Below are 23,464 nucleotides of genomic sequence, written 5' to 3'. Positions count from 1 at the left end.
CCGGCCCCAGCGGCGCCCAGCCCTTGCGGTTGCTGGCCTGATCGGTGCCGATGGGCCCGCGCACGCCGCTTTTCCTTGCCCCAGCCCCGGCCCTGCACTAGGCTTCCCGTTTTTCGCGCGCCCCCGGGGGGAGCTCTCATGGTCGAAGGTTTGGGCAGGATCGGCTTCGGCCTTTTCGGGTTGGCGGTGCTGATCGGCATCACCTGGCTGTTTTCCAACAACAAGCGTGCGGTGGACTGGAAGCTGGTCATCACCGGCATCACCCTGCAGATCGCATTTGCGGCGCTGGTGATCCTGGTGCCCGGCGGGCGCGACGTGTTCGATGCCCTGGGCAAGGGCTTCGTCAAGATCCTCAGCTTCGTCAATGAAGGTTCGGGCTTCATCTTCGGCTCGCTGATGGACACCCAGAACTACGGCTTCATCTTCGCCTTCCAGGTGCTGCCGACCATCATCTTCTTCTCGGCGCTGATGGGCGTGATGTACCACCTGAACGTCATGCAGGCCATCGTCCGCGTGATGGCGTGGTCGATCACCAAGGTGATGCGCGTGTCCGGTGCGGAAACCACCAGCGTCTGCGCCAGCGTCTTCATCGGCCAGACCGAGGCGCCGCTGACCGTGCGCCCGTACATCGCGAAGATGACCCAGTCCGAGCTGCTGACCATGATGATCGGCGGCATGGCGCACATTGCCGGCGGCGTGCTGGCGGCCTACGTGGGCATGCTCGGCGGCGGTGACCCGGCGCAGCAGGCCTTCTACGCCAAGCATCTGCTGGCGGCCAGCATCATGGCGGCCCCGGCCACCCTGGTCGTGGCCAAGCTGCTGATTCCGGAAACCGGCACCCCGCTGACCCGCGGCACGGTGAAGATGGAAGTGGAGAAGACCTCCAGCAACATCATCGACGCGGCTGCGGCCGGCGCTGGCGACGGCCTGAAGCTGGCGCTGAACATCGGCGCGATGCTGCTGGCCTTCATCGCCCTGATCGCCCTGCTGAACGCGCCGCTGACCTGGATCGGTGATGTCACCGGCCTGGCTGCCGCGATCGGCAAGCCGACCAACCTGTCGACCATCTTCGGCTACCTGCTGGCCCCGATCGCCTGGGTCATCGGCACCCCGTGGGCCGATGCCACCACCGTCGGCTCGCTGATCGGCCAGAAGGTCGTCATCAACGAGTTCGTGGCCTACACCGAGCTGTCGCAGATCGTGAACGGCCAGATCGCCGGCGTGTCGCTGTCCGACGAAGGCCGCCTGATCGCCACCTACGCCCTGTGCGGCTTCGCCAACTTCAGCTCGATCGCGATCCAGATCGGCGGTATCGGTGGCCTGGCCCCGGAACGTCGCCACGACCTGGCCAAGTTCGGCCTGCGCGCGGTGCTGGGCGGTACCATCGCCACCTTCATGACGGCGACCATCGCCGGCGTGCTGACGCACTTCAGTTGAACCCTTGTTTGAGAAGAAATCCCCTATGAGCAGCAGTGTCGTTGTCGTCGGTTCCTTCAATGTCGATCACGTGTGGCGGTGCGAAGCGCTGCCGGCGCCGGGCGCGACCATTGCCGGCCGCTACAGCACCGGCCCGGGTGGCAAGGGCTTCAACCAGGCCGTGGCCGCCTGCCGTGCCGGCGCCGACACCACGTTCGTGTGCGCCCTGGGCGATGACGCCGGTGGCGCGACGGCGCGTGACCTGGCCGCACAGGATGGCTTCGCGCTGATCGCCGAGGCCAGCAGCGAGCCGACCGGCACCGCCGGCATCTACGTCGATGCCCGTGGCCGCAACACCATCGTCATCGGCCCCGGCGCCAACGCCGCACTGAGCACCGGGTTCCTGGAACAGCAGCAGTCGCTGCTGGCCGGTGCCAAGGTGGTGCTGGTGCAGCTGGAATCGCCGGTGCAGACGATTGAAGCCGCGCTGGCTGCGGCGCGCGAGGCCGGTGTCACCACCGTGCTGAACGCCGCACCGGCCGACGCCCCGTCCAGCATCGGCCTGCTGAAGCTGGCCGACGTGCTGACCCCGAACGAGACCGAGTTCGCTTCGCTGCTCGGCCGCCACGTGGGTGAGCGCGTGGATGCCGACGACGTGGCCGCGCTGGATGGCGCCAGCCTGCACGCGCTGTGCCGCAAGCTGGTCGGCAACGGCACCGTGGTGGTCACCCTGGGTGCGGTGGGCGTGTTCGTTTCGCACGCCGACGAGAACCTGCGTGGCGACACCCAGCCGTACTACCGCGTGGGCGCCGAACAGGTGCAGGCGATCGACACCACCGGTGCCGGTGATGCCTTCAACGGTGCGCTGGCGGCCTCGATCGCCCAGGTGCCGGACGCACCGTTTGCCCGCCACGTGCGCTTCGCCAACCAGTTCGCCGGCCGTTCCACCGAGAAGGAAGGTGCCGCCGCGGCGATGCCGCGCTTCACCCCGGCCGACGCTGAAATGAAATAAAGCCACGCCATGCGTGGATGAAAACCCCGGTCGTGCGAACGACCGGGGTTTTTTGTGTCCGGCGACACGCGCCATCCACGCATGGCGTGGATCTACCGGGTGTATGTGCCGCGCCATACGTGGATGCAGGCTCCGGCGCAGTAGATCCACGCCATGCGTGGATGGGCCTTCCCCCACCACCCAGCCGCCCACCCTGACCCAGCCATGGGGGCGGCGGAACCGACCATCAAGCATCTGCTGATGCCGGTGTGGCATGAGGTCGGTCCGGATGGGCCTGAACAGGGCCACCGTTGACGCCGCGGCAGCGCCCCCCGCGCCCTACAATGGGCACATGCAGATCGGCCCGTACACCATTGCCCCCAACGTCGTGCTGGCGCCCATGGCCGGCGTCACCGACAAGCCCTTCCGCCTGCTGTGCAAACGGCTGGGCGCGGGTCTGGCCGCCTCGGAAATGACCATCAGCGACCCGCGCTTCTGGACCACGCGCAAGTCGATCCACCGCATGGACCACGAGGGTGAGCCGGCGCCGATCAGCGTGCAGATTGCCGGCACCGAGCCGCAGCAGCTGGCTGACGCGGCGCGCTACAACGTCGACCATGGCGCGCAGATCATCGACATCAACATGGGCTGCCCGGCCAAGAAGGTGTGCAACGCCTGGGCGGGCTCGGCACTGATGCGCGATGAGCTGCTGGTGGCGCGCATCCTCGAAGCCGTGGTCAACGCAGTGGACGTGCCGGTCACCCTGAAGATCCGCACCGGCTGGGACTGCGACCATCGCAACGGGCCGGTGATCGCGCGCATCGCCGAGGACAGCGGCATCGCCGCGCTGGCCGTGCACGGCCGCACCCGCGACCAGCATTACACCGGCCAGGCCGAGTACGGCACCATCGGTGAGATCAAGGCGGCGCTGCGCATCCCGGTCATCGCCAACGGCGATATTGATTCGCCGCAGAAGGCCGCCCATGTGCTGCAGCAGACCGGCGTGGACGCGGTGATGATCGGCCGTTCCGCACAGGGGCGACCCTGGATCTTCCGCGAAGTGGCGCACTACCTGGCCACCGGCCAGGAACTGCCGCCGCCCTCGCTGCAGGAAGTGCGCGACATCCTGCTGGGCCACCTGCACGCGCTGCATGCGTTCTACGGTGAACCGCAGGGCGTGCGCATCGCCCGCAAGCATCTGGGCTGGTACGCCAAGGACCGGCCTGAAAACGCGGCCTTCCGCGCGGTGGTCAACCGTGCCGAAGATCCGACCAGCCAGATCGCACTGACTGCCGAGTATTTCGACCGCCTGATTGCAGGTGAACCGGCGATGCCTTCGGCTGCCTGAGCGCCCGCACACCGTAGCGTCGAGCCTGCTCGACTGGCTTTCCCGAACAGTCGAGCAAGCTCGACTCTACCGTTGAACACCGTCGATCACGCTCGACGCCCCAGAGTCCGCCACCATGACGCCGCCGATCTCTTCCCCGACCTACCTGCACGGTTTTTCCGGCACCGAACAGCAGCGCCTGATGACCCAGGCGCGCCTGCTGGAATCGAGCATCTTCAGCCAGATCGACTACACCGGTGCGCGCCACCTGCTGGAAGTCGGCAGCGGCGTCGGTGCGCAGACTGAAATCCTGCTGCGCCGCTTCCCCGAGCTGCACGTCACCGGCGTGGACCTGAGCGAGGCGCAGCTTGCCACCGCGCGTGAGAACCTGGCGCGCACGCCGTGGTGCAGCGACCGCTACACCCTGCAGCAGGCCGACGCCGGCGAACTGCCGTTCGAGGCCCGCAGCTTCGATTCGGCCTTCCTGTGCTGGGTGCTGGAACACGTGCCCTCCCCTGCCCGCGTGCTCAGCGAAGTGCGCCGCGTGCTCGCGCCGGGCTCGCCGGTCTACATCACCGAGGTGATGAATGCCTCGTTCCTGCTGGACCCGTATTCGCCGCACATCTGGCGCTACTGGATGGCGTTCAATGATTTCCAGCACGACCACGGCGGCGATCCGTTCGTCGGCGCCAAGCTCGGCAACCTGCTGCTGGCCGGTGGCTTCCGTGATGTGCACACCGAGATCAAGACGATCCACCTGGACAACCGCGAACCGGCACGCCGCAAGACGATGATCGCGTTCTGGGAACAGCTGCTGCTTTCGGCGGCCGACCAGCTGCTGCAGGCCGGTGCCGTGGATGAGGACACCGTGGAAGGCATGCGCCGCGAATTCCGCCTGGTGCAGAACGACCCGAACGCGGTGTTCTTCTATTCGTTCGTGCAGGGCCGCGCGACGGTGTATTGAGGCGCCAGCTGCGCGGTGCGCGGGCTCAGGGATCGATGTGTGGGGCGGCCGCCGCCGGCGCGCGCCAGATCCGCTGCCACATCGCGCCGAGGCGGCGGCCGGCATCGGCGCGTGCGGCCGGGCTGCTGTAATCCATGCGCTGCTGCTGCGGCACGATCGCCCGCCACTGCCCGTCCACCTGCTCGGCCACGGCGAAATTGAAGGTGTAGTCCGGTTCCAGCCCCATGCGCAGATCGCTCAGCACCAGCTGGTTGTCCACGACCTGCGCGCGCATGAAGCCGCGATTGAACCACTGCAGCCGCTGCACGGCGGGAATCGCGGACGCTTCGCGCAGCGCCTGCACGTTGGACGGATGGCCTTCAAACCGCATCGGGCCCTGGTCGGCCACCAGCGAACGGTCGCCCACCACGTAGCCACTGGGGGTCATCGCCACCACCCGCCACAGCAGCGTATTGAACGGCATCGGCACCGAGAACCGCGGCGCATCGCCCAGGCCCATCGCGGCCAGGCTCTGCTGCGCGGCGCGGTCGACCTGGGCCTTGGCCACCAGGCCCCAGCCCAGGTAGGCCGTGCTGACCAGCAGCGAGACGCCCAGCACCTTGCCCGCCCACGGCCGTGCGCGCGCGAACCAGGCCACCACGCAGCCCAGCAGCAGCCACACGGTGTAAGCCGGGTCGATGATGAAGACGCTGGAGCCCATTGTCGGATGTGGTCGCAGCGGCCACCACAGCTGGGTGCCGTAGACGGTGAACGCATCCAGCAGCGGATGGGTGACCAGGGCCAGCTGGATGGCCCAGAACCAGCGCAGCGGTGACTGCGCCACGCGGCCGTTGCCGAAGCGCTTGAACAGCCACCAGATCAGCGCGGCCACCCACGGCAGCACCAGCAGCGAATGGCTGAAGCTGCGGTGGTCGACCATGTTGGCCACCGGGTCGGCCGCGGCGAAGCCGAGCCACAGGGCATCGAGGTCGGGCAGCGTGCCGAGTGCAGCGCCGGCCAGCAGGGCCGCACGGCGGTGGCCGGGCGGAGCGATGGCGGCAGCGACGGCGCCACCGAGAACGATCTGGGTCAACGAGTCCATGCGCCGATGCTAGCCGCTTGCGCGTGGTGTATGTAGAGCCGAGCCGGTGCTCGGCTGCTCTTCGTCTGGCGCCACGACAGCCGAGCATGGGCTCGGCTCTACAGAAAGCAGGCGCTAGGCCGCCTGCGACATCCGCGCGCCGGGCAGTTCAACCAATGTCTGCCCATGGTGGTCCAGCAGGCGCAGCGCGCCATCGTGGTCCTCGGCCAGCGCGGTCAGGCTTTCCACCCAGTCGCCGTCGTTCGCATAGACCAGCCCATCGCGCTCGATCAGCGCGGCGCGGTGAATGTGGCCACAGATGATGCCGTCCAGCCCGCGCCGGCGCACATCATCCAGGCCGGCCTGGACGAACCGCTCGATGTAGCGCTCGGCGGCGCCGCTGCGCTTCTTCAGGAATTCGGACAGCGACCAGTAGCGCATGCCCAGCCGTCGCCGCACCGCATTCAACACCTGGTTGCCGGTGAGGATGCGGTAGTACAGCCAGTCGCCGAAACGCTCCTGCAGGCCACCGAAGTGGGTCACGCCGTCGTAGTCATCGCCGTGCGCCACCAGCAGGCGACGCCCGTCGGTGGTCACGTGGATGGCGCGGCGGCGCACCTGCATCGCCGGCAGCATCAGCCCGCACACATGGCGCAGCGAGGCATCGTGGTTGCCGGGGATGTAGATGATCTCGGTCCCGGCGCGGCGCAGCGCATGCAATGCCTGGATCACCTCGCTGTGCGAGGCACGCCAGTTGGCACGGCGGTGCGCCATCCACCACAGGTCGATGATGTCGCCGACCAGATACAGCCGCTCGCAGCGCAGCTGGCCGAGGAAGGTCGCCAGTTCGGCGGCGTGACAGTGGCGCGACCCGAGGTGCACATCGGAGACGAACACTGCACGCCGGTGCGGCGACAGGTTCGCCAGCGCGCTCATGCCGGCATCCCCGCGTCGCGCAGGTAGCGTTTGCGTTTGTTCGGGCGGATCGCCTGCAGGTCCACTTCGATCAGGCCGTCGATCGAATCGCTGAAATCCGGATCGACGCCGAACGCCAGGAAGCGTGCACCGCCCGGTTCGCACAGATCGGTGTACTGGCGGTACAGCGTCGGCACCCCCGTACCCAGCGCAGCCAGGTTGGCCTTCAGCACGTCGAAGGCCGCACCGGCATCGAGGTCGCCGAAACTGGGCGGTGCGGCGAAGTACTGGAACGGCTGGTTGGATTCGACCAGGCCGCTGCGGCCACCGTAATAGCGCTGGTAGTAGGCCACCAGCTGCTCGCGTGCCTCGCGCGGCAGCGCGGCGCTGATCGACACCGCACCGAACAGGTAGCGGATGCCCGGCTGGCACTGCAGATACGCGCCGATGCCCTGCCACAGGTAATCCAGGCTGCGGCTGCCCCAGTAATCGGGCACCACGAAGCTGCGGCCCAGTTCCAGGCCTTCGGCGATGCGGGTGATGGCATCGTCGGAATAGCGGAACAGCGAGGCGCTGTAGAGCCCGGCCAGGCCGCGGCGGGCCAGCGCCTGCGCGCCGCGCATGATGCGGTAGGCACCGGCGATGCGCTGTGCGCTGCCGTCCCAGATGACGATGTGCTGGTACTGCAGGTCGTAGTCGTCCAGGTCGCGGCTGCGGCCGGTGCCCTCGCCCACCTGGCGGAAGGTCAGCTCGCGCAGCCGGCCCAGCTCGCGCAGCAGCGCAGAGTCGGCCGTGCAGGTGGCCAGCAGGATCTGCTTGCCGTCGCCGGTCTGGCCCAGCACCGTGGCCCGGGCAATGTCGGCGGCCACCTGCGCCGGCGGCACCGGGGCGGCCAGCGGCTCGGGGCCGGCCGGCAGGCCGCCCGCCGCGCTGTCCGCGGGGCCGAGGGCGTACAGCGCGCGGCGCACCGCCAGCAGCTGCGCGCCGGGGTCGCCCTGGCCCAGCTGCATCGGCTGGCCGATGCGCAGGCGCAGCGGGCGCCCACGGCGGGCGAACATCTCGCGGGCCAGCAGGGCGGTGCCGGCCGGTTTGAACAGGGTCGAGGCACCGTAGAACAGCGCCGAGTTGCGCGCTTCCACCCGCACCGGCAGCACCGGCGCCCCGGCAGCGCGGGCGAAACGGACGAAGCCGCGCTGCCAGCGGCCATCGCGGATGCCCTGCAGCGACAGCCGCGACACCTCGCCGGCGGGGAATACGATCACGCACTGCTCGGCGTCCAGCGCCTGTTCCACCGCCTGCAGGCTGCCACGCTGGGCTTTCCCGCCGAGGATGCGCACCGGCAGCAGCAGGTCCTGCAGCGGGCCGATGGCGCCCAGCAGGTCGTTGGCGACGATGCGCACGTCGCGCCGCACCCTGCCGACCGCGTCCAGCAGGGCCAGCGCGTCCAGCGCACCGGAAGGATGGTTGGCCACGATCAGCAGGCGGCCGCTGGCCGGGATCCGGGCCAGGTCCGTTGGCTCCACCTGGTAGCCGCTTTCGAGGAACTCCAGGCCGGCGGCGACGAAATCGAAGCCGCGCAGATTCGCGCTGCGCTGCAGGAAGGCCTCCACCCGGTCCAGCCGCGACCAGCGGCCCACGCTGCGCAGCAGGGGCCGCGACAACCGCCCACGGGGGCCGTGGAACCAGTCGGGGAAACGTTGCTGCAAGCGCTGCTCGAGTTCCTGCATGGCGTGGTCACTGCTGCCCGGCGGCCGGATTGGCCGAGAGCCTGCGCCCGCCATGGGGCAGGCAGATGGCGGTTTGGCGGCAGAACGATGACGGCCCCAGCCGGTCGCCCGGGGCCGTGAAGGCCACCCGGCAATGGTCACGCCAGTGGAACACTGCCTGCGCACCATGGTCCCCAGCGGCCCGCCAGGCCTTGTCGCGCTGGGCACAACACCTTAACCACCGGCAACCCATACCGGTTCACAATGCACAGGCGGCGCACCCCGTGTATGATGCGCGCCCATCTTTCCATCCGAATCAAGGGATATACCGCCTGATGTCCAGCTATCTCTTCACCTCCGAGTCGGTCTCCGAAGGCCATCCGGACAAGGTTGCCGACCAGATCTCCGATGCGGTGCTGGACGCGATCCTGACCCAGGACCAGCGCGCCCGCGTGGCCTGCGAGACCATGGTCAAGACCGGTGTTGCCATCGTCGCCGGTGAAATCACCACCAGCGCCTGGATCGACCTGGAAGCCCTGACCCGCAAGGTCATCACGGACATCGGCTACGACAGCTCCGACGTCGGCTTCGACGGCGCCACCTGCGGCGTGCTGAACCTGATCGGCAAGCAGTCGCCGCACATCGCCCAGGGCGTGGACCGCAAGAAGCCGGAAGAAATGGGCGCTGGCGACCAGGGCCTGATGTTCGGCTACGCCACCAACGAGACCGACAGCTTCATGCCGGCCGCGATCCACCTGTCGCACCGCCTGGTGGAACAGCAGGCCAAGATCCGCAAGAAGCGCAACTCGCCGCTGTCCTGGCTGCGCCCGGACGCCAAGAGCCAGGTCACCCTGCGCTATGAAAACGGCGTGGTCTCGGCCATCGACGCCGTCGTCCTGTCCACCCAGCACGCCCCGGGCATCAAGCAGAAGGACCTCATCGAGGCCGTCCGCGAAGAGATCATCAAGCCGGTGCTGCCGGCCAAGTGGCTGCACAAGGGCACCAAGTTCCACATCAACCCGACCGGCAAGTTCGAGATCGGCGGCCCGGTGGGCGACTGCGGCCTGACCGGCCGCAAGATCATCGTCGACACCTACGGCGGCTGGGCCCGTCACGGTGGTGGCGCCTTCTCCGGCAAGGACCCGTCCAAGGTCGACCGTTCGGCGGCCTACGCTGCCCGCTACGTCGCCAAGAACGTGGTTGCCGCCGGCCTGGCCGACCGTTGCGAAGTGCAGGTCTCCTACGCCATCGGCGTGGCTGAGCCGACCTCGATCTCGGTCACCACCTTCGGCACCGGCAAGATCAGCGACGACAAGATCGAGAAGCTGATCCGCAAGCACTTCGACCTGCGCCCGTACGGCATCATCAAGATGCTGGACCTGGTGCACCCGATGTACCAGCAGACCGCCGCCTACGGTCACTTCGGCCGCAAGCCGAAGGAATTCAGCTACCTCAACGGCGAAGGCGAGACCGTCAACGCCACGGCCTTCTCCTGGGAGAAGACCGACCGCGCCGCCGCCCTGCGCGCCGATGCGAAGCTGAAGTAAGAAACACGGAGGGCCGCGCAAGCGGCCCTTCTGCTTTCTGTAGAGCCGAGCCCATGCTCGGCTTTTCTTTTTCCTGCGCCAAGAGCAGCCGAGCATGGGCTCGACTCTACGGGGCCGGGGGTCGATACAATCAGCGCATGTCGACCGAACTGAAAACCCACCAGCTGTCCATGACCGTGCTGATGTCGCCGGACATGGCCAATTTTTCCGGCAAGGTCCACGGCGGCGCCGTCCTGCGCCTGCTCGACCAGGTGGCCTACGCCTGCGCCAGCCGCTATGCGGGCAGCTACGTGGTCACCCTGTCGGTGGACCAGGTGATGTTCCGCCAGCCCATCGCGGTGGGCGAGCTGGTCACCTTCCTGGCCTCGGTGAACCATACCGGCACCTCGTCGATGGAGATCGGCATCAAGGTGGTGGCCGAGGACATCCTCAAGCGCAGCGTGCGCCACGCCAACAGCTGCTTCTTCACCATGGTGGCGGTGGACGAAGAAGGCCGGCCGACGCCGGTGCCGCCGCTGCAGCCGGCCAGCTCGGACGAAAAGCGCCGCCAGGCCGCCGCGCAGATCCGCCGCCAGCTGCGGCAGGAAATGGAACAGCGGCACCTGGAACTGCTCGCGTCCAATCCGCCGTCGCCGGAGTAGCGTCGAGCCTGCTCGACTGCTTTCCACGTCAGTCGAGCAAGCTCGACGCTACCGCTCGCCGTGCATGGGTCAGCCGGTGTTCTGCACGCCCTGCGAAACACCGTTCACGCAGGCCACCAGCGCGCGCAGCAGGTCATCGTCCTCGCGCCCGCTGGCGCGCCAGCGCTGCAGCAGGTCCACCTGCAGCACGCTGATCGGGTCCACGTAGGGATTGCGCAGGCGGATCGACAGGGCCAGCCGCGCATCATGGTCCAGCAGGGTCTGCTGGCCCATCAGCGCCAGCAGCCAGTGCCGGGTCAGCTCAAGCTCCTTTTCGACCTGCGGGAAGAAGCGGCCGTGCAGGTCACCGGACAACTGCGAGAACTGTTCGGCGATGGTGATGTCGCCCTTGGACAGCACCATCGCGATGTCGTCGAGGAAGGTGCGGAAGAACGGCCAGTCACGCGCCATCCCGCGCAGCGTCTGTTCGTGACCGGCATCGACTGCCGCCTGCAGGCCACTGCCCACGCCGTACCAGCCGGGAATGACGGCACGCGCCTGGCTCCAGGCGAACACCCACGGAATCGCACGCAGGTTGCCCAGCGCCGCGTCCTGGCCCAGCCGGCGCGACGGCCGCGAGCCCAGGGTCATCCGCTCGATCACATCGATCGGCGTGGCCGTGCGGAAGTAATCCATGAAGCCGGACTGGCCGACGAAGGCGCGGTACACCTCGCTGCTGGCCGCGGAGACGGTGTCCATCACCGGCCGCCACCCGTCTTCGCGCGGCTCCGGCGCACGCGGGCGCAGGCTGGCGCGCAGCACCGCGCCGGTGGCCTGTTCCAGCGAACGCAGCGCCAGCGCGCGGATGCCGTACTTGCGATGGATCACCTCGCCCTGCTCGGTCACCCGCAGGCGGCCATCGATGCTGCCGCGCGGCGATGCATCCACCGCGTGGGTGGTCTTGCCGCCGCCACGGCTGATCGAACCGCCACGGCCATGGAAGAAGGTCAGGCGGATGCCGGCCTCGGCCGCGACATCCAGCAGTTCCACCTGCGCCCGCTGCAGGCCCCAGCGCGACGCGGCGATACCGCCGTCCTTGCTGCTGTCCGAGTAACCCAGCATCACCATCTGCACGTCATCGCGTGCACGCAGGTGCGCGCGGTACACCGGATCCTCCAGCAGATCACGTAGGGTGGCAGTGCCGCGCTTGAGGTCATCCACGGTTTCAAACAGCGGCGCGATGTCGAGCGGCACGCCGCCATCGGCATCGACCAGGCCACCGCGTCGCGCCAGTGCCAGCACGGCCAGCACGTCGCCGCGATCGTGCGCCATCGAAATGATGTAGCTGCCGAGTGCATCGCCGCCATGGCGTGCGCGTGCATCAGCCAACGCCGCGAACACCGCGTCCAGGCGCTGGTTGCCCTCGTCATCGCCCTTGGGCAGCGGTGCTTCGCCGCTGGCATGCGGGCCCAGCAGGCCTGCACGGCCCAGTGCATCCAGTGACTGCCAGGCGTCTTCGCCGCCCAGCACCGCAGCGAGTGCGCGTGCATGCACGCTCGATTCCTGGCGCACGTCCAGCCGCGCCAGATGGAAGCCGAAGGTCTTCACCCTCCACAGCAGGCGCTGCACGGCGAAGCCACCGGCGTGCTCGCCACGGTGGGCACGCAGGCTGTCGAGGATCAGCTGCAGGTCGTCGATCAGTTCGTCAGGGCCGGCATAGGCACCGTCGCCATCATCCAGCGTGGCCTGCAGGCGCGCGCGCATGCGGTCGTTGAGCAGGCGATACGGCATGTCGGCGTGGCGCGGGCGCGACTGCACCTGCGGCAGCAGCTGCTGGTAGTGCGCCACGCGTGCCTGCAGTGCATCGCTCACGCCCACCCGTTCGGTGGACTGGCTGAGCAGGCTGGCCAGCTGCAGCAGTTCCTTCTGGTAACGGCCGAGCACGGCCTGCCGCTGCGCATCCAGCGTGTTGCGGATGGTGCCGGCATCCACGTTCGGGTTGCCGTCCATGTCACCGCCCACCCAGGTGCCGAAGCGCAGCAGGCGTGGCAGCGGCAGCTCCTCGCCATAGGTATCGCGCAGTGCCTGCTGCAGTGATTCGTACAGCACCGGAATCACCCGGTACAGCACCTGCACCAGATAGAAGCCGACGTGCTCGCGTTCGTCATCGACGGTGGGCCGCACCGGCGAGGAATCGGTGGTCTGCCACGACGCCGTGAGCGCCATGCGGAAGCGCGCGGCATCGGCAGCGGCCTCGCCCGGCGTGCGCTGGCCGTCCAGGTTGTCCACCAGGCTGGCCACCATCAGCTGTTCTTTTTCCAGCAACGCGCGGCGCACTGCTTCGGTCGGGTGGGCGGTGAACACCGGTTCGATGTCGATGCGCGGCAGCCACTGCGCCAGTTCGTCCAGGCTCACGCCCTGCGCCTTCAGGTGCTGCAGCGCATCCTGCAGGCCATCGGGCTGCGCCGCGGCAGTACCGGCGCGCTGGTAATCGCGGCGGCGGCGGATGCGGTGCACGCGCTCGGCGATGTTGACCACCTGGAAGTACGTACTGAACGCACGCACCATGGTTTCGGCCTGCTCTGGCGTGCGCCCGGCCAGGCCATCGGCCAGCTCGGACAGCGGCGCCTGGTTCTCGCGGCGCGCGATGGCGCGGGTACGCACGTCCTCGACGTCGTCGAGGAACGCGGCGGACACCTGTTCGACCAGCAGGTCGCCGACCAGTGCACCGAGGCGGCGCACATCATCGCGAAGCGGAAGATCGGGGGAAGCGAATTCGATGCTGCTGCGGTACTCGTTCATCGGCGACGCACGAACCTCGGGGCATGATCCGTCGCCAAGCCTATCCCAATTCGAAGCCGTTGCTGCGTTGCAGAAATGGTTTCATATGCACGTATCCGCAGTTGAAGCAGCCGAGCGTCGGCTCGGCTCTACAGACGTCATGGTGCGTGACACCGTGCTCGGGCGGCGCCGCCGCCGCACAGGCGGCCCCCGTTGCAGGGGCCGCCATCATCACGTGCGCATCAGCGCTTCTTCTTCGCCTTGCCCTGCTGCACCGGGCCGATGGTCTGTTCCAGCCAGCGCTCGCTCTCGGCCAGCATGGTCATGATCGATTCGCGTGCGCGGTAGGCGTGCGATTCGTTCGGCAGCATCACCAGCCGCGCGGTACCGCCCAGGCCCTTCACCGCGGCGAACATGCGCTCGCTCTGGATCGGGAACGTGCCGGAGTTGTTGTCGTCCACGCCGTGGATGAAGAGGATCGGATCCTTGATCTTGTCCGCGTAGTTGAACGGCGACATCTTCTGGTAGACGTCCTGCGCCTGCCAGTAGTTGCGTTCTTCGGCCTGGAAACCAAACGGGGTGAGCGTGCGGTTGTAGGCGCCGCTGCGGGCGATGCCGGCCTTGAACAGGCGGGTGTGGGCCAGCAGGTTGGCGGTCATGAACGCACCGTAGGAATGGCCACCGATGGCGATGTGCCCGCGGTCGGTCACGCCACGACGCACCACTTCATCCACGGCGGCCTGCGCGTTGGCCACCAGCTGTTCGATGTAGGTGTCGTTGGGTTCCTTGTCGCCCTCGCCGATGATCGGCATGGTCGGGCTGGCCAGCACCACGTAGCCCTTGGCCAGGAATGCCTGCGGACCCCAGTAGCTGATCGCGTTGAAACGGTACGGCGAATCGGTCACCTGGCTGGCGGCCGCGGCACTCTTGAACTCACCCGGGTAGGCCCACATCAGCAGCGGCCGCGGGCCATCACGCTTGGGGTCGTAACCCGGTGGCAGCAGCAGCGTCGCGGTCAGGTCCACGCCATCGGCACGCTTGTAGCGGATCTGTTCCTTCTGCACGCCCTTCAGCTGCGGCAGCGGGTGAGCGAAGTGGGTCAGCGCGCGCGGTGCGGTATCGGCCTGGGCCAGCGACTGCACGAAGAAGTTGGTCGGCTCGTCCGGGCTTTCGCGGGTCAGCAGCAGCGAGGTGCCTTCCTGGTCCAGCAGCGCCACCGGAGCCGAATAGACCGGTGCCTGCGAATGGAACAGGCGGGTGGTCGTGCGGCTTTCGATGTCGAAGCGGTCGACGAACGGACGATCACCTTCAGGCGATGCGCCCTGCCCGTACAGGAAGATGCTGCGGCCATCGGCGGTGGTCTGCAGCAGGCTGCGGCCGTTCGCATCGCGCATCACGGCGGCACGTCCCGGGTCGTTGTAGCGATCCTGTGCGTCGCGGTCCCACAGCAGCTGCGGCGACTGCGTCGCATCGTCCGGAGCGATGCGCCAGGTCCTGGTGTTGCGCGTCTTCCACCACGATTCGCTGAGCAGGGCCAGATCGCCTCGACCCCAGGTGATGCCACCGAAACGGCTGCCCAGCTCGGCCAGGGTCACCGGCGGCTTCTCGAACGGCGCGGCCTGCATGAACACCGCATCGCGCACCTTCGCTTCGCGGTTCGGGTCACCGCCGTCCTGCGCTTCGGCCCAGACCAGGGTGGCCGGCGCATCGGCGCGCCAGCTGATGTCACGCACGCCGGTCACCTCGGCATCGTTGCCGGTCGGCAGGCCTTCCACCAGCGGGCGCGAGGCGACGCTGTGGGCCAGCTGGCCGTTGCGGTCGAGCACGTCGATGCGGCGCGGGAAGCTGCCCACCGGCACCACGTAGGAGTACGGGCGCTGCACGGTCTGGCTGAGCAGGTAGTTGCCGTCCGGCGAGGCCGACAGACCCAGGTAGATGCCGGCCATGCCGATGGCGCGGGCCTGGCCGTCCAGGCCGACCTGCATCGGCTGCGCACGCGCGTAGTAATCGAACAGGCGCGCGTCGGCTTCGTTCTTCAGCAGATCCTGGTAGGTGCGGATGGACACCACGCCGCTGCTCTTGCCGGTCTGCTGCACGGCCGGGCCGGTCGGGATGCCATCGGCCGGCGGCGGATCGCCGGCATTGGCCACGCGGGTCATCACGATCAGGCCGCGGCTGTCGGGCAGCCACTGGTAACCGTCGCCGAACACCGTGTTGAGGTTGGCCTGCAGGCGGCGCGCACTGCCGTTGGCCACATCCACCAGCCACAGCTCGTTGGCACCGCTGGCGGCGTCGACCTGGTTGAACGCCAGCCACTTCTGGTCGGGCGACCAGGCCAGGCCGGCGATCGACAGCTGCGCCGGCAGGCCGCTGATCTGCCGTTCCTTGCCGTCGGCCACGTTCATCAGCCACAGCTTCTCGCCGAAGCTGAAGCGGCTGTCGGAGAACGTGCGCGGGTTGATGCGGACGCCGGCCAGCTTCAGTTCCGGCTGCGCCACCACCTGGATCGACGGCAGCGACGGCATCTGCATCAGCGCGGCCACGTCGCGGCGCGGCGACAGGAACAGGCTGGGCGCACGCGGTGCGTCGACCACCGCCTGCAGCGCGGCCGAGGGCAGCTCATAACCGGCCACGTCCCTGGCGGCGGCCACCTGCGGGCTGTCGGCCGACCACGCCTGCGGGACCACCGCCAGCAGGGCCATGGACAGGACCAGGCCGGTCCAGCGCCGGCTGCGGCGCGCGTGCTTGCTCATCGTTCTTCCTGATGTAGGTGTGTGAAGACCTTCGACCTTAACAGCCAGTCCTCCTGCCCCCATCTGCCGATGGTTGGGGGCCGCGATATACTGGGCCTTCTCCCCTGCCGAGGGGCGCTGCGACCGGAACCCATGAGGCCCGGCCAGGCTCGGTAAGGTGGCTTTGTAACAACGGCGCCCGGCTAGATGCGAGTACCCGCTCGCCCACAACCGGAGCTACTGCATGAACGCTGTTGCCAAGACCTTCTCCACCGAAGGTGACTACAAGATCCGCGACATCACCCTGGCCGACTGGGGCCGCAAGGAGCTGGACATCGCCGAGCACGAGATGCCGGGCCTGATGTCGATCCGCCGCAAGCACGCTACCAGCCTGCCGCTGAAGGGCGTGCGCGTGACCGGCTCGCTGCACATGACCATCCAGACCGCGGTGCTGATCGAGACCCTGAAGGACATCGGCGCCGACGTGCGCTGGGCCTCGTGCAACATCTTCTCGACCCAGGACCACGCCGCTGCGGCCATCGCCGCCACCGGCACGCCGGTGTTCGCCTGGAAGGGCGAAACCCTGGAAGAGTACTGGGAGTGCACCCTGGACGCGCTGACCTTCACCCTGGCCGACGGCACCCTGACCGGCCCGGAACTGGTGGTGGACGACGGCGGTGACGTGACCCTGCTGATCCACAAGGGCTATGAGCTGGAAAACGGCAGCGACTGGGTCAACACCGCCTCCTCCTCGCACGAAGAACAGGTCATCAAGAACCTGCTCAAGCGCGTTGCCAGCGAGCGTCCGGGTTACTGGGGCCGCGTGGTCAAGGACTGGAAGGGCGTCTCCGAAGAGACCACCACCGGCGTGCACCGCCTGTACCAGCTGGCCCAGGCCGGCACCCTGCTGATCCCAGCGATCAACGTCAACGACTCGGTCACCAAGAGCAAGTTCGACAACCTGTACGGCTGCCGCGAGTCGCTGGCCGATGGCCTGAAGCGCGCGATGGACGTGATGCTGGCCGGCAAGGTCGCCGTGGTCTGCGGCTACGGCGACGTGGGCAAGGGCTGCGCGGCGTCGCTGCGTGCCTACGGCGCGCGCGTCATCGTCACCGAGATCGACCCGATCTGCGCCCTGCAGGCGGCGATGGAAGGCTATGAAGTCAACACCATCGAATCGACCCTGGGCCGTGCCGACCTGTACGTCACCACCACCGGCAACAAGGACATCATCCGCATCGAGCACCTGAGCGCGATGAAGGACCAGGCCATCGTCTGCAACATCGGCCACTTCGACAACGAGATCCAGGTCGATGCGCTGGTGGCGTTCCCGGGCGTGCAGCACGTGAACATCAAGCCGCAGGTGGACAAGTACATCTTCCCCAACGGCAATGCGATCTTCCTGCTGGCCGAAGGCCGCCTGGTGAACCTGGGCTGCGCCACCGGCCACCCGAGCTTCGTCATGTCCAACTCGTTCGCCAACCAGACCCTGGCCCAGATCGACCTGTGGGCCAACAAGGACAGCTACGAGAAGAAGGTCTACCTGCTGCCCAAGCACCTGGACGAAGAAGTGGCCCGCCTGCACCTGGAAAAGATCGGCGTGAAGCTGACCACCCTGACCCAGGAACAGGCCGACTACATCGGCGTGCCGGTGGAAGGCCCGTTCAAGCCGGACCACTACCGCTACTGATCGGCCGATGCAGCCACGCATGGCGTGGCTCTACAAAGGCTGCGGGGTCGGATCCCTTTCCGCAGGAAAGGGCTCTGACCCCAGTAACGGATGCACACGGAACGGGCGCCTTCGGGCGCCCGTTCTGCGTTGGCGTCCGGGCATGCTCGTTGGTCCATCCACGCATGGCGTGGATACCAGCCACAGTAGATCCACGCCATGCGTGGATGCCTTCCGGCAACAGCCTCGGTCAAGGCAACGCGACCCGCGCGCGCTACGATGCGCCCATGACCCCCGCCATCAACCTGCTCAAGCGCGAGAAGATCGCCCACACCGTGCGCAGCTACGTGCACGACGCACACGCCGAGTCCTACGGCGGCGAAGCCGTGGAGAAGCTGGGCCTGGACCCGGCGCAGGTGTTCAAGACCCTGCTGGCCAGCACCGAAACCCACGAACTGCTGGTGGCGATCGTGCCGGTGGCCGGCCAGCTGGACCTGAAAGCGCTGGCCGAAGCCGCTGGCTGCAAGAAGTGCGAGATGGCCGCCGTCGACGCCGCGCAGCGGGCCACCGGCTACCTGGTCGGCGGCATCAGTCCGCTCGGGCAGAAGAAGCGCCTGCGCAGTTTCCTCGATGCCAGCGCACAGGCGCTGCCGAGGCTGCACGTCAGCGCCGGCCGCCGCGGCCTGGAAGTGGAACTGGCCCCTGCCGACCTGCTGCGGCTGACCGCAGGCCACTACGCACCGATCGGCAAGGCACGCTGATGCGCTGGCCGTGGTCTTCGCAGCTTGTGCGCCTGGAAAATACGCAGGCCGATGCACTGTTGCAGGATCTGCTCTCGCGTGACGCCACGCGCATCGTCGACGCGGCACGCACCGTCGCCCGGCTGTTCGACACCGCCGTGCTGGACGCGCTGGCACCGCACGTCGGTCGTATCGAATCCGCCTGCGCCGGCATCGCACTCGGTGGCGCCCTGCTCAGCCTGAAGACCCACCTGGAATTCGCCCTGCGGCGATTGAACTACTGGCAGGCGCGCAACGGCTGCCTGTGCGCACTCAATCCGCACTACCCGTTCTTCGACCCGCGCAGGCTGATCGAACAGGGGCAGATGCAGTTGCTCTCGGTAGACGACGCCGAGGACGGCTGGGGCGAATGCCACCACGTTGCCTGCACGCAGTGCGGCCAGCGCTGGCAGGCCACCGACCGCGAATACCATTACCCGTGGTGGGAGTGGAAGGTCACGTGATGCAAGAGCATCCACGCATGGCGTGGATCTACTGCAACCCCGAGTAGATCCACGCCATGCGTGGATGCGCAATCCAGCACTCACGGCCGCCAGTTGGCGTTGTTCTCCCAGAACTGGACGGCGCGCTGGTAGGCCTCGCGGTCCAGCGGCACGCCGGAACCGCCCTCCTCCACGCCCAGGGCGTTGCGCATCATGGTGATCGGTGCCATCGGCACCTCTTCCGGCTCGGCGGTGTAGATGCAGCCGACGATGCCCCAGTCCGCATCGATTGGCGAGCCTTCCTTGGCCAGCTGTTCGGCGCTGTACAGGATCACCACCAGGTAGTTCGCACGCGGCGATTCCACGCCCTCGAACCAGCGCACCAGCACCGGCAGCTCCTCGCGGTTGCGCGCTTCGTAGCCGCTGCGCAGCAGGTGGCGGTTGGCCTCGGTAACCGGCACGGTCAGGCAGCGCGTGCTGGTCCAGTTCTCGTACACGAACAGCTTGCAGAACGGCGCGTAGCCGTCGAGCACCTTCAGCGGCGCATGCGCGTTGAGGTGCGCCTGGAACTGCTCGGCACTGACATCCTGGATGGTGTTGGCGCGCGGCACGCGCGGGAACAGGCGGGGACGGGCGAATTCAGTGAGGACGATGGACATGGCGTGCCGGGGTTGGAATATCAGGCGTACAGGGTAACCGCTGCGCCCAGCTACAACGCCATCCGCTCGCGCAGCTCACGCGCCTGCCGCCGCGAGACGTCCACCTCGCTGCCGTCATCCAGCGTCAGGTCGTAGCCATCGCCAATACTGGGGGTAACGCTGCGGATGCGTCGCAGGTTCACCAGCGTGTTGCGGTTGGCGCGGAAAAACAGCTCGGCCGGCAGACGTGCTTCCAGCGCGCTCAGGCTGCGTGCCAGCAGCGCATTCTGGTCGCGAAACCACAGGCGCGTGTAGTTGCCATCCACCACCAGCCGGCGGATCTCGCCCACCGCCACGAACCAGCAACGCTCGCCATCACGCACGAACACCTGGTCCTGCGCGTTCAGGGTGCCGCCTGCGGCCACCACCGGCGCGGCGGGCACCGCGTGCTGGCGCGCGCGTTCCAGCGCTTCATGCAGGCGCGGCGCTTCCACCGGCTTGACCAGGTAATCCAGCGCATTGGTCTGGAACGCGCGCACCGCATAGGCATCGTAGGCGGTGACGAACACCACCGCCGGCGCCGGGTCCAGGCCATCAAGCACGTCGAAGCCGGTGCCGGACGGCATCTGCACATCCAGCAGCACAAGGTCAGGTTTCAAGCGGGCGATCGCTTCGCGCGCGGCCGGTACGTCATCGGCCTCGCCCACGCACTGCACCCACGGCAGCCCCGCCAGCAGCGTGCGGAGTTCCTGCCGCGCCAGCCGCGCGTCATCGACGATCAGGACGTTCAGGGTCGTGCGCATTGCGGAATCTCCAGGACGGCCTGCATGCGGCCGTCCAGCGGTTGCAGATGGAAGCGGCCGCCACGGTCGAGCTGCGAACGCAGGTAGGCCAGGCCGACACCGTGCCCGGCGGTCGTGGCATCCGTGCCGGCCGTAGCCAGGCCAAGCGGGTTGTCGACCTGCAGCCGCAGCAGGCCATCGCGGCACTGCGCGCTGATGCGCACCTCGCCACCGCCAGGACACACGGCGATGCCGTGCTTGATCGCATTTTCCACCAGCAGCTGCAGCGCCATCACCGGCAACCGTGCCTGCGCCGCCTCGTCACTCACGTCGATGCGTACCTGCAGGCGCTGTTCGTAGTGCACGGATTCAACGGCCAGGTAATCGCGCACCACGGCCAGCTCGTCGGCCAGCAGTGCCTCCTCCTTGCGCGCGTGCTCCAGCGCGTGGCGCAGCGTGCGCGACAGATCGGTCACCATCTGCCGTGCGCGCTCGGGGTCCTCGAGGATCAACGCGCGCAGGTTGTTGAGCGCATTGAACATGAAGTGCGGATTCAAGCGCGCGCGCAGTGCATCGCGCTCCAACGCACTGCGCTGGGCCTCGGCCCGCAGGCGTTCAAGTTCCGCGTGGCGTGCCTGGCGCAGGCTGTGCAGGCCGGCCCACAGCGCAGTCCACAGGCCCAGCAGCAGCACGGTATTGAGCAGATAGGCCAGCCGTGCCACCGGACGGAAGTCACCCGCGCGGCCGCCGAAATCCACCCAGCCCAGTGCCAGCGCCGGCTGCAGCACGGCGGTCAACAGCAGCTGCGCCAGCACTGCCCCCAGCAGCACCGCCAGCGCCAGCCGCAGCACCAATGCGCCGAACTCGCGCTGCCACCAGCCGCGCCGCAGGGCCAGTGCACGCACGCCTGCACTGATGCCCCACAGCAGCACGCCCAGGCCGACGCTGATGAGCGTGCCACCACTGCTGGTGCCGCCGCCGAAGGTGCGGGTCATCGCCAGGCTGAGCGCGCAGAAGAGCGCCCACCCGAAGGTGTTGATCAGCCAGAAGCGCAGTGTGGAAGTCGAATCGGGCATGACGATGGCCGGAGCGGACGGAAGGATCAGCGGTGGCTGTCCAGGAATGCCTGCACCTGCCCACGCAGCCACTGCGGATCATCCCACATCAGGAAGTGGTGGCCGGTCGCGCTCAGTTCGATGCGCACGCCGGGCAGCGCGGCGTACTGCGACTGGAAGATCGCACGCGCCGAGGCTTCGGTCGCACCCATGGCCTGGTAGGACGCCCAGGCGCCGAGGACCAGCGTGGGCGAACGGATGCCGGCCACCTCGCTGCGCAGGTCGGTCACCAGCAGCGAGTACATCGCATCGGCGGTGGTGGCGCGGTCGCTGTCATGGCCCCAGCGCTTCAGTTCGGGCAGGCGCGCGGTGCTGTTGGTCAGCGGGGCCAGCGCCGCTTCGGCCTGCGCCTGGTAGCTGGCCGGGGCTGCCGCCAGCATCGCCGTGCGCATCTGTTCGGCCATCGGCTGCACGCTCTGCGCGGTCGCCTGCGGGTTCTGCATGCCCGCGTAGAACGGCAGCGAATCGACGATGACCAGCGACCCCAGTGCGTCCGGTTCCTTCACCGCCATCTGCAGCGTCAGCACGCCACCCAGGCTGTGGCCGATCACCGCCGGATGGTCCAGTTTCTGGTCATGCACATAGGCCAGCAGCTGGTCGCGCATGGCCGACAGGAAGTCCGCCGGGCGCGGGTCGGCAGCGCGGGCACCGGCGAAGCCCGGCAGCTGCACCAGATGGCACTGCACCTCCTTCAGCGCCCGACAGGTCTCGCGCCAGACTTCGGCGCTGCTGTTCAGGCCGGGGATCATCAGCAGCGGGCGGCCATGCCCGACCACTTCCACCTGCACCTTGCCGGTGCCAGCCGGGGCCGCCCCGGCGGCATGGGCAGCGCCCGAGCCGAGCACGGCCAGCGCCATGCCCAGCATCGCCAGCCTGGCCAGGGCCTTCATCGCGTAGTACATCGCCAGCATCATCTTCATCGCGTACTCCTTGCAGGGACGGGTGCGTGGGGGATATGGCCAGCGTGGCCGCCGTGGCTGCCGGCGTGTTGCAGTAGCGGAGCAACGGTCGTGTGCCCGGGTGAACGGTCGCCCGGCGCGGACCGATTCTTCACGCCGCACCGCTTCACATCCATCTTGATGGAGAGATATACTCAACCGTACCCGCCGCCACCGCCCGTGCCATGACCGCCATCAGCTTCGAGTTCTACCCGCCCAAGACCGATGAGCAGCGTGGCCAGCTGGACCGGGCTGCCGCCCGGCTGAAGGCGTATGCGCCCGAGTACGTGTCCTGTACCTTCGGTGCCGGTGGCTCGACCCTCAGCTACACCTCCGAAACGGTGCGCCACCTCAACCAGCACCACGGCCTGGACGCCGCACCGCATCTGTCCTGCGTGGGTGGTACCCGCCAGGAGATCCGCGAGCTGCTCAAGCTGTACCGCGCCATCGGCTGCCGGCGCCTGGTCGCGCTGCGCGGTGACCTGCCCTCCGGCATGGGCTTCCCCGGCGACATGCGCTACGCGTCCGAACTGATCGCCTTCATCCGCGCCGAGCACGGCGACGCCTTCCGCATCGAAGTGGGGGCCTACCCGGAAACCCATCCGCAGGCGCCGGACGCACTGACCGACCTGAAGCATTTCAAGGCCAAGGTCGATGCCGGTGCGGATGCGGCGATCACCCAGTACTTCTACAACGCCGATGCCTACTTCCACTTCGTCGATGAAGTGCAGCGGCTCGGCGTACAGGTACCGATCACCCCCGGCATCATGCCGATCGCCAACTTCAGCCAGCTGCGCCGTTTTTCCGAACAGTGCGGCGCCGAGATCCCGCGCTGGATCAGCCGCAGGATGCTGGCCTATGGCGATGACAGCGAATCGGTACGGGCCTTTGGCGCCGAGGTGGTGGCCAAGCTGTGCCAACGGCTGGTGGAGGGCGGTGCACCGGGCCTGCACTTCTACACGCTGAACCTGGCCAAGCCGACGGTCTCGGTGCTGAAGCTGCTGAACGGCTGAAAGCGCACTGTGGTGTCGCTTTCAACGC

Annotated in this window: 19 protein-coding genes and 1 riboswitch; of the genes, 10 read left to right on the top strand and 9 right to left on the bottom strand. The window is 68.0% G+C overall.

The window, feature by feature from the left end; all coding sequences use genetic code 11:
- Window positions 1-138: 138 nt before the first annotated feature.
- The 4 genes from VER16_RS03680 to VER16_RS03665 all read left to right on the top strand — a co-directional run bounded on the left by VER16_RS03680 (window position 139) and on the right by VER16_RS03665 (window position 4,698).
- On the top strand, window positions 139-1,437 hold the full coding sequence (locus tag VER16_RS03680; protein ID WP_324805516.1) for a NupC/NupG family nucleoside CNT transporter: 1,299 nt from the start codon (window positions 139-141) through the stop codon (window positions 1,435-1,437).
- 25 nt (window positions 1,438-1,462) lie between these two features.
- The gene (locus VER16_RS03675; RefSeq protein ID WP_324805515.1) at window positions 1,463-2,428 is read left to right on the top strand and encodes a ribokinase; all 966 of its coding nucleotides are present in this window, start codon (window positions 1,463-1,465) and stop codon (window positions 2,426-2,428) included.
- A 331-nt stretch (window positions 2,429-2,759) separates the two neighbouring features.
- Window positions 2,760-3,755, top strand: coding sequence for a tRNA dihydrouridine synthase DusB (gene dusB, locus VER16_RS03670; RefSeq protein ID WP_324805514.1), 996 nt, complete (start codon window positions 2,760-2,762; stop codon window positions 3,753-3,755).
- A 115-nt stretch (window positions 3,756-3,870) separates the two neighbouring features.
- Window positions 3,871-4,698 (top strand): methyltransferase domain-containing protein, encoded by an 828-nt coding sequence (locus tag VER16_RS03665; protein ID WP_150453395.1) that lies wholly within the window; start codon window positions 3,871-3,873, stop codon window positions 4,696-4,698.
- Window positions 4,699-4,723: 25 nt separating this feature from the next.
- Here VER16_RS03665 and VER16_RS03660 read toward each other — a convergent pair whose 3' ends face one another.
- The 3 genes from VER16_RS03660 to VER16_RS03650 all read right to left on the bottom strand — a co-directional run bounded on the left by VER16_RS03660 (window position 4,724) and on the right by VER16_RS03650 (window position 8,400).
- The gene (locus tag VER16_RS03660) at window positions 4,724-5,779 is read right to left on the bottom strand and encodes a metal-dependent hydrolase (protein WP_324805513.1); all 1,056 of its coding nucleotides are present in this window, start codon (window positions 5,777-5,779) and stop codon (window positions 4,724-4,726) included.
- Window positions 5,780-5,893: 114 nt separating this feature from the next.
- On the bottom strand, window positions 5,894-6,694 hold the full coding sequence (locus VER16_RS03655; protein WP_324805512.1) for a UDP-2,3-diacylglucosamine diphosphatase: 801 nt from the start codon (window positions 6,692-6,694) through the stop codon (window positions 5,894-5,896).
- Entirely contained in the window at window positions 6,691-8,400 is a 1,710-nt protein-coding gene (locus tag VER16_RS03650) for a lysophospholipid acyltransferase family protein (RefSeq protein WP_324805511.1), read from the bottom strand. Before VER16_RS03650 ends, VER16_RS03655 begins: the two co-directional genes overlap by 4 nt.
- Window positions 8,401-8,714: 314 nt before the next feature.
- On the opposite strand from VER16_RS03650, the gene metK reads away from it, so the two are divergent.
- Entirely contained in the window at window positions 8,715-9,926 is a 1,212-nt protein-coding gene (gene metK, locus VER16_RS03645; protein ID WP_079220656.1) for a methionine adenosyltransferase, read from the top strand.
- Between the two features lie 137 nt (window positions 9,927-10,063).
- Window positions 10,064-10,567, top strand: coding sequence for an acyl-CoA thioesterase (locus VER16_RS03640; protein WP_324805510.1), 504 nt, complete (start codon window positions 10,064-10,066; stop codon window positions 10,565-10,567).
- A gap of 69 nt (window positions 10,568-10,636) precedes the next feature.
- On the opposite strand, the gene ppc is transcribed toward VER16_RS03640, so the two are convergent.
- Both ppc and VER16_RS03630 read right to left on the bottom strand, forming a co-directional pair.
- The gene (gene ppc / locus VER16_RS03635) at window positions 10,637-13,348 is read right to left on the bottom strand and encodes a phosphoenolpyruvate carboxylase (RefSeq protein WP_324805509.1); all 2,712 of its coding nucleotides are present in this window, start codon (window positions 13,346-13,348) and stop codon (window positions 10,637-10,639) included.
- A gap of 221 nt (window positions 13,349-13,569) precedes the next feature.
- Window positions 13,570-16,080, bottom strand: a complete 2,511-nt coding sequence (locus VER16_RS03630; protein WP_324805508.1) for a S9 family peptidase — start codon at window positions 16,078-16,080, stop codon at window positions 13,570-13,572.
- 103 nt (window positions 16,081-16,183) lie between these two features.
- Window positions 16,184-16,267: riboswitch (S-adenosyl-L-homocysteine riboswitch) on the top strand.
- A gap of 36 nt (window positions 16,268-16,303) precedes the next feature.
- Here VER16_RS03630 and ahcY point away from each other — a divergent pair.
- From ahcY to VER16_RS03615, 3 genes are all read left to right on the top strand, one after another.
- Window positions 16,304-17,749 (top strand): adenosylhomocysteinase, encoded by a 1,446-nt coding sequence (ahcY, locus tag VER16_RS03625; RefSeq protein ID WP_324805507.1) that lies wholly within the window; start codon window positions 16,304-16,306, stop codon window positions 17,747-17,749.
- 266 nt (window positions 17,750-18,015) lie between these two features.
- The gene (ybaK, locus tag VER16_RS03620) at window positions 18,016-18,489 is read left to right on the top strand and encodes a Cys-tRNA(Pro) deacylase (protein WP_324805506.1); all 474 of its coding nucleotides are present in this window, start codon (window positions 18,016-18,018) and stop codon (window positions 18,487-18,489) included.
- Complete coding sequence (locus VER16_RS03615; protein WP_324805505.1) at window positions 18,489-18,971, top strand: hypothetical protein; 483 nt, start codon at window positions 18,489-18,491, stop codon at window positions 18,969-18,971. The genes ybaK and VER16_RS03615 overlap by 1 nt, the downstream gene beginning before the upstream one ends.
- A gap of 80 nt (window positions 18,972-19,051) precedes the next feature.
- On the opposite strand, the gene VER16_RS03610 is transcribed toward VER16_RS03615, so the two are convergent.
- Genes VER16_RS03610 through VER16_RS03595 form a run of 4 tightly spaced genes read right to left on the bottom strand, consistent with a single transcriptional unit; the run spans window position 19,052 to window position 22,405 of the window.
- On the bottom strand, window positions 19,052-19,609 hold the full coding sequence (locus VER16_RS03610; RefSeq protein ID WP_116862573.1) for a DUF3228 family protein: 558 nt from the start codon (window positions 19,607-19,609) through the stop codon (window positions 19,052-19,054).
- Between the two features lie 50 nt (window positions 19,610-19,659).
- Window positions 19,660-20,391 carry a LytTR family DNA-binding domain-containing protein gene (locus VER16_RS03605; RefSeq protein WP_324805504.1) on the bottom strand — a complete coding sequence of 244 codons (732 nt, stop codon included), beginning with the start codon at window positions 20,389-20,391 and terminating at the stop codon, window positions 19,660-19,662.
- On the bottom strand, window positions 20,376-21,446 hold the full coding sequence (locus tag VER16_RS03600; protein ID WP_324805503.1) for a sensor histidine kinase: 1,071 nt from the start codon (window positions 21,444-21,446) through the stop codon (window positions 20,376-20,378). Before VER16_RS03600 ends, VER16_RS03605 begins: the two co-directional genes overlap by 16 nt.
- 26 nt (window positions 21,447-21,472) lie before the next feature.
- Window positions 21,473-22,405 (bottom strand): alpha/beta hydrolase, encoded by a 933-nt coding sequence (locus VER16_RS03595; RefSeq protein ID WP_324805502.1) that lies wholly within the window; start codon window positions 22,403-22,405, stop codon window positions 21,473-21,475.
- Between the two features lie 203 nt (window positions 22,406-22,608).
- Between VER16_RS03595 and metF the strand changes: the two genes are divergently transcribed.
- Window positions 22,609-23,436, top strand: coding sequence for a methylenetetrahydrofolate reductase [NAD(P)H] (gene metF / locus VER16_RS03590; protein WP_324805501.1), 828 nt, complete (start codon window positions 22,609-22,611; stop codon window positions 23,434-23,436).
- Window positions 23,437-23,464: the final 28 nt, after the last annotated feature.

It is taken from the genome of Stenotrophomonas sp., assembly GCF_035634915.1.
Taxonomy (GTDB): domain Bacteria; phylum Pseudomonadota; class Gammaproteobacteria; order Xanthomonadales; family Xanthomonadaceae; genus Stenotrophomonas.
This window is presented reverse-complemented; position numbering and strand designations above follow the sequence as displayed.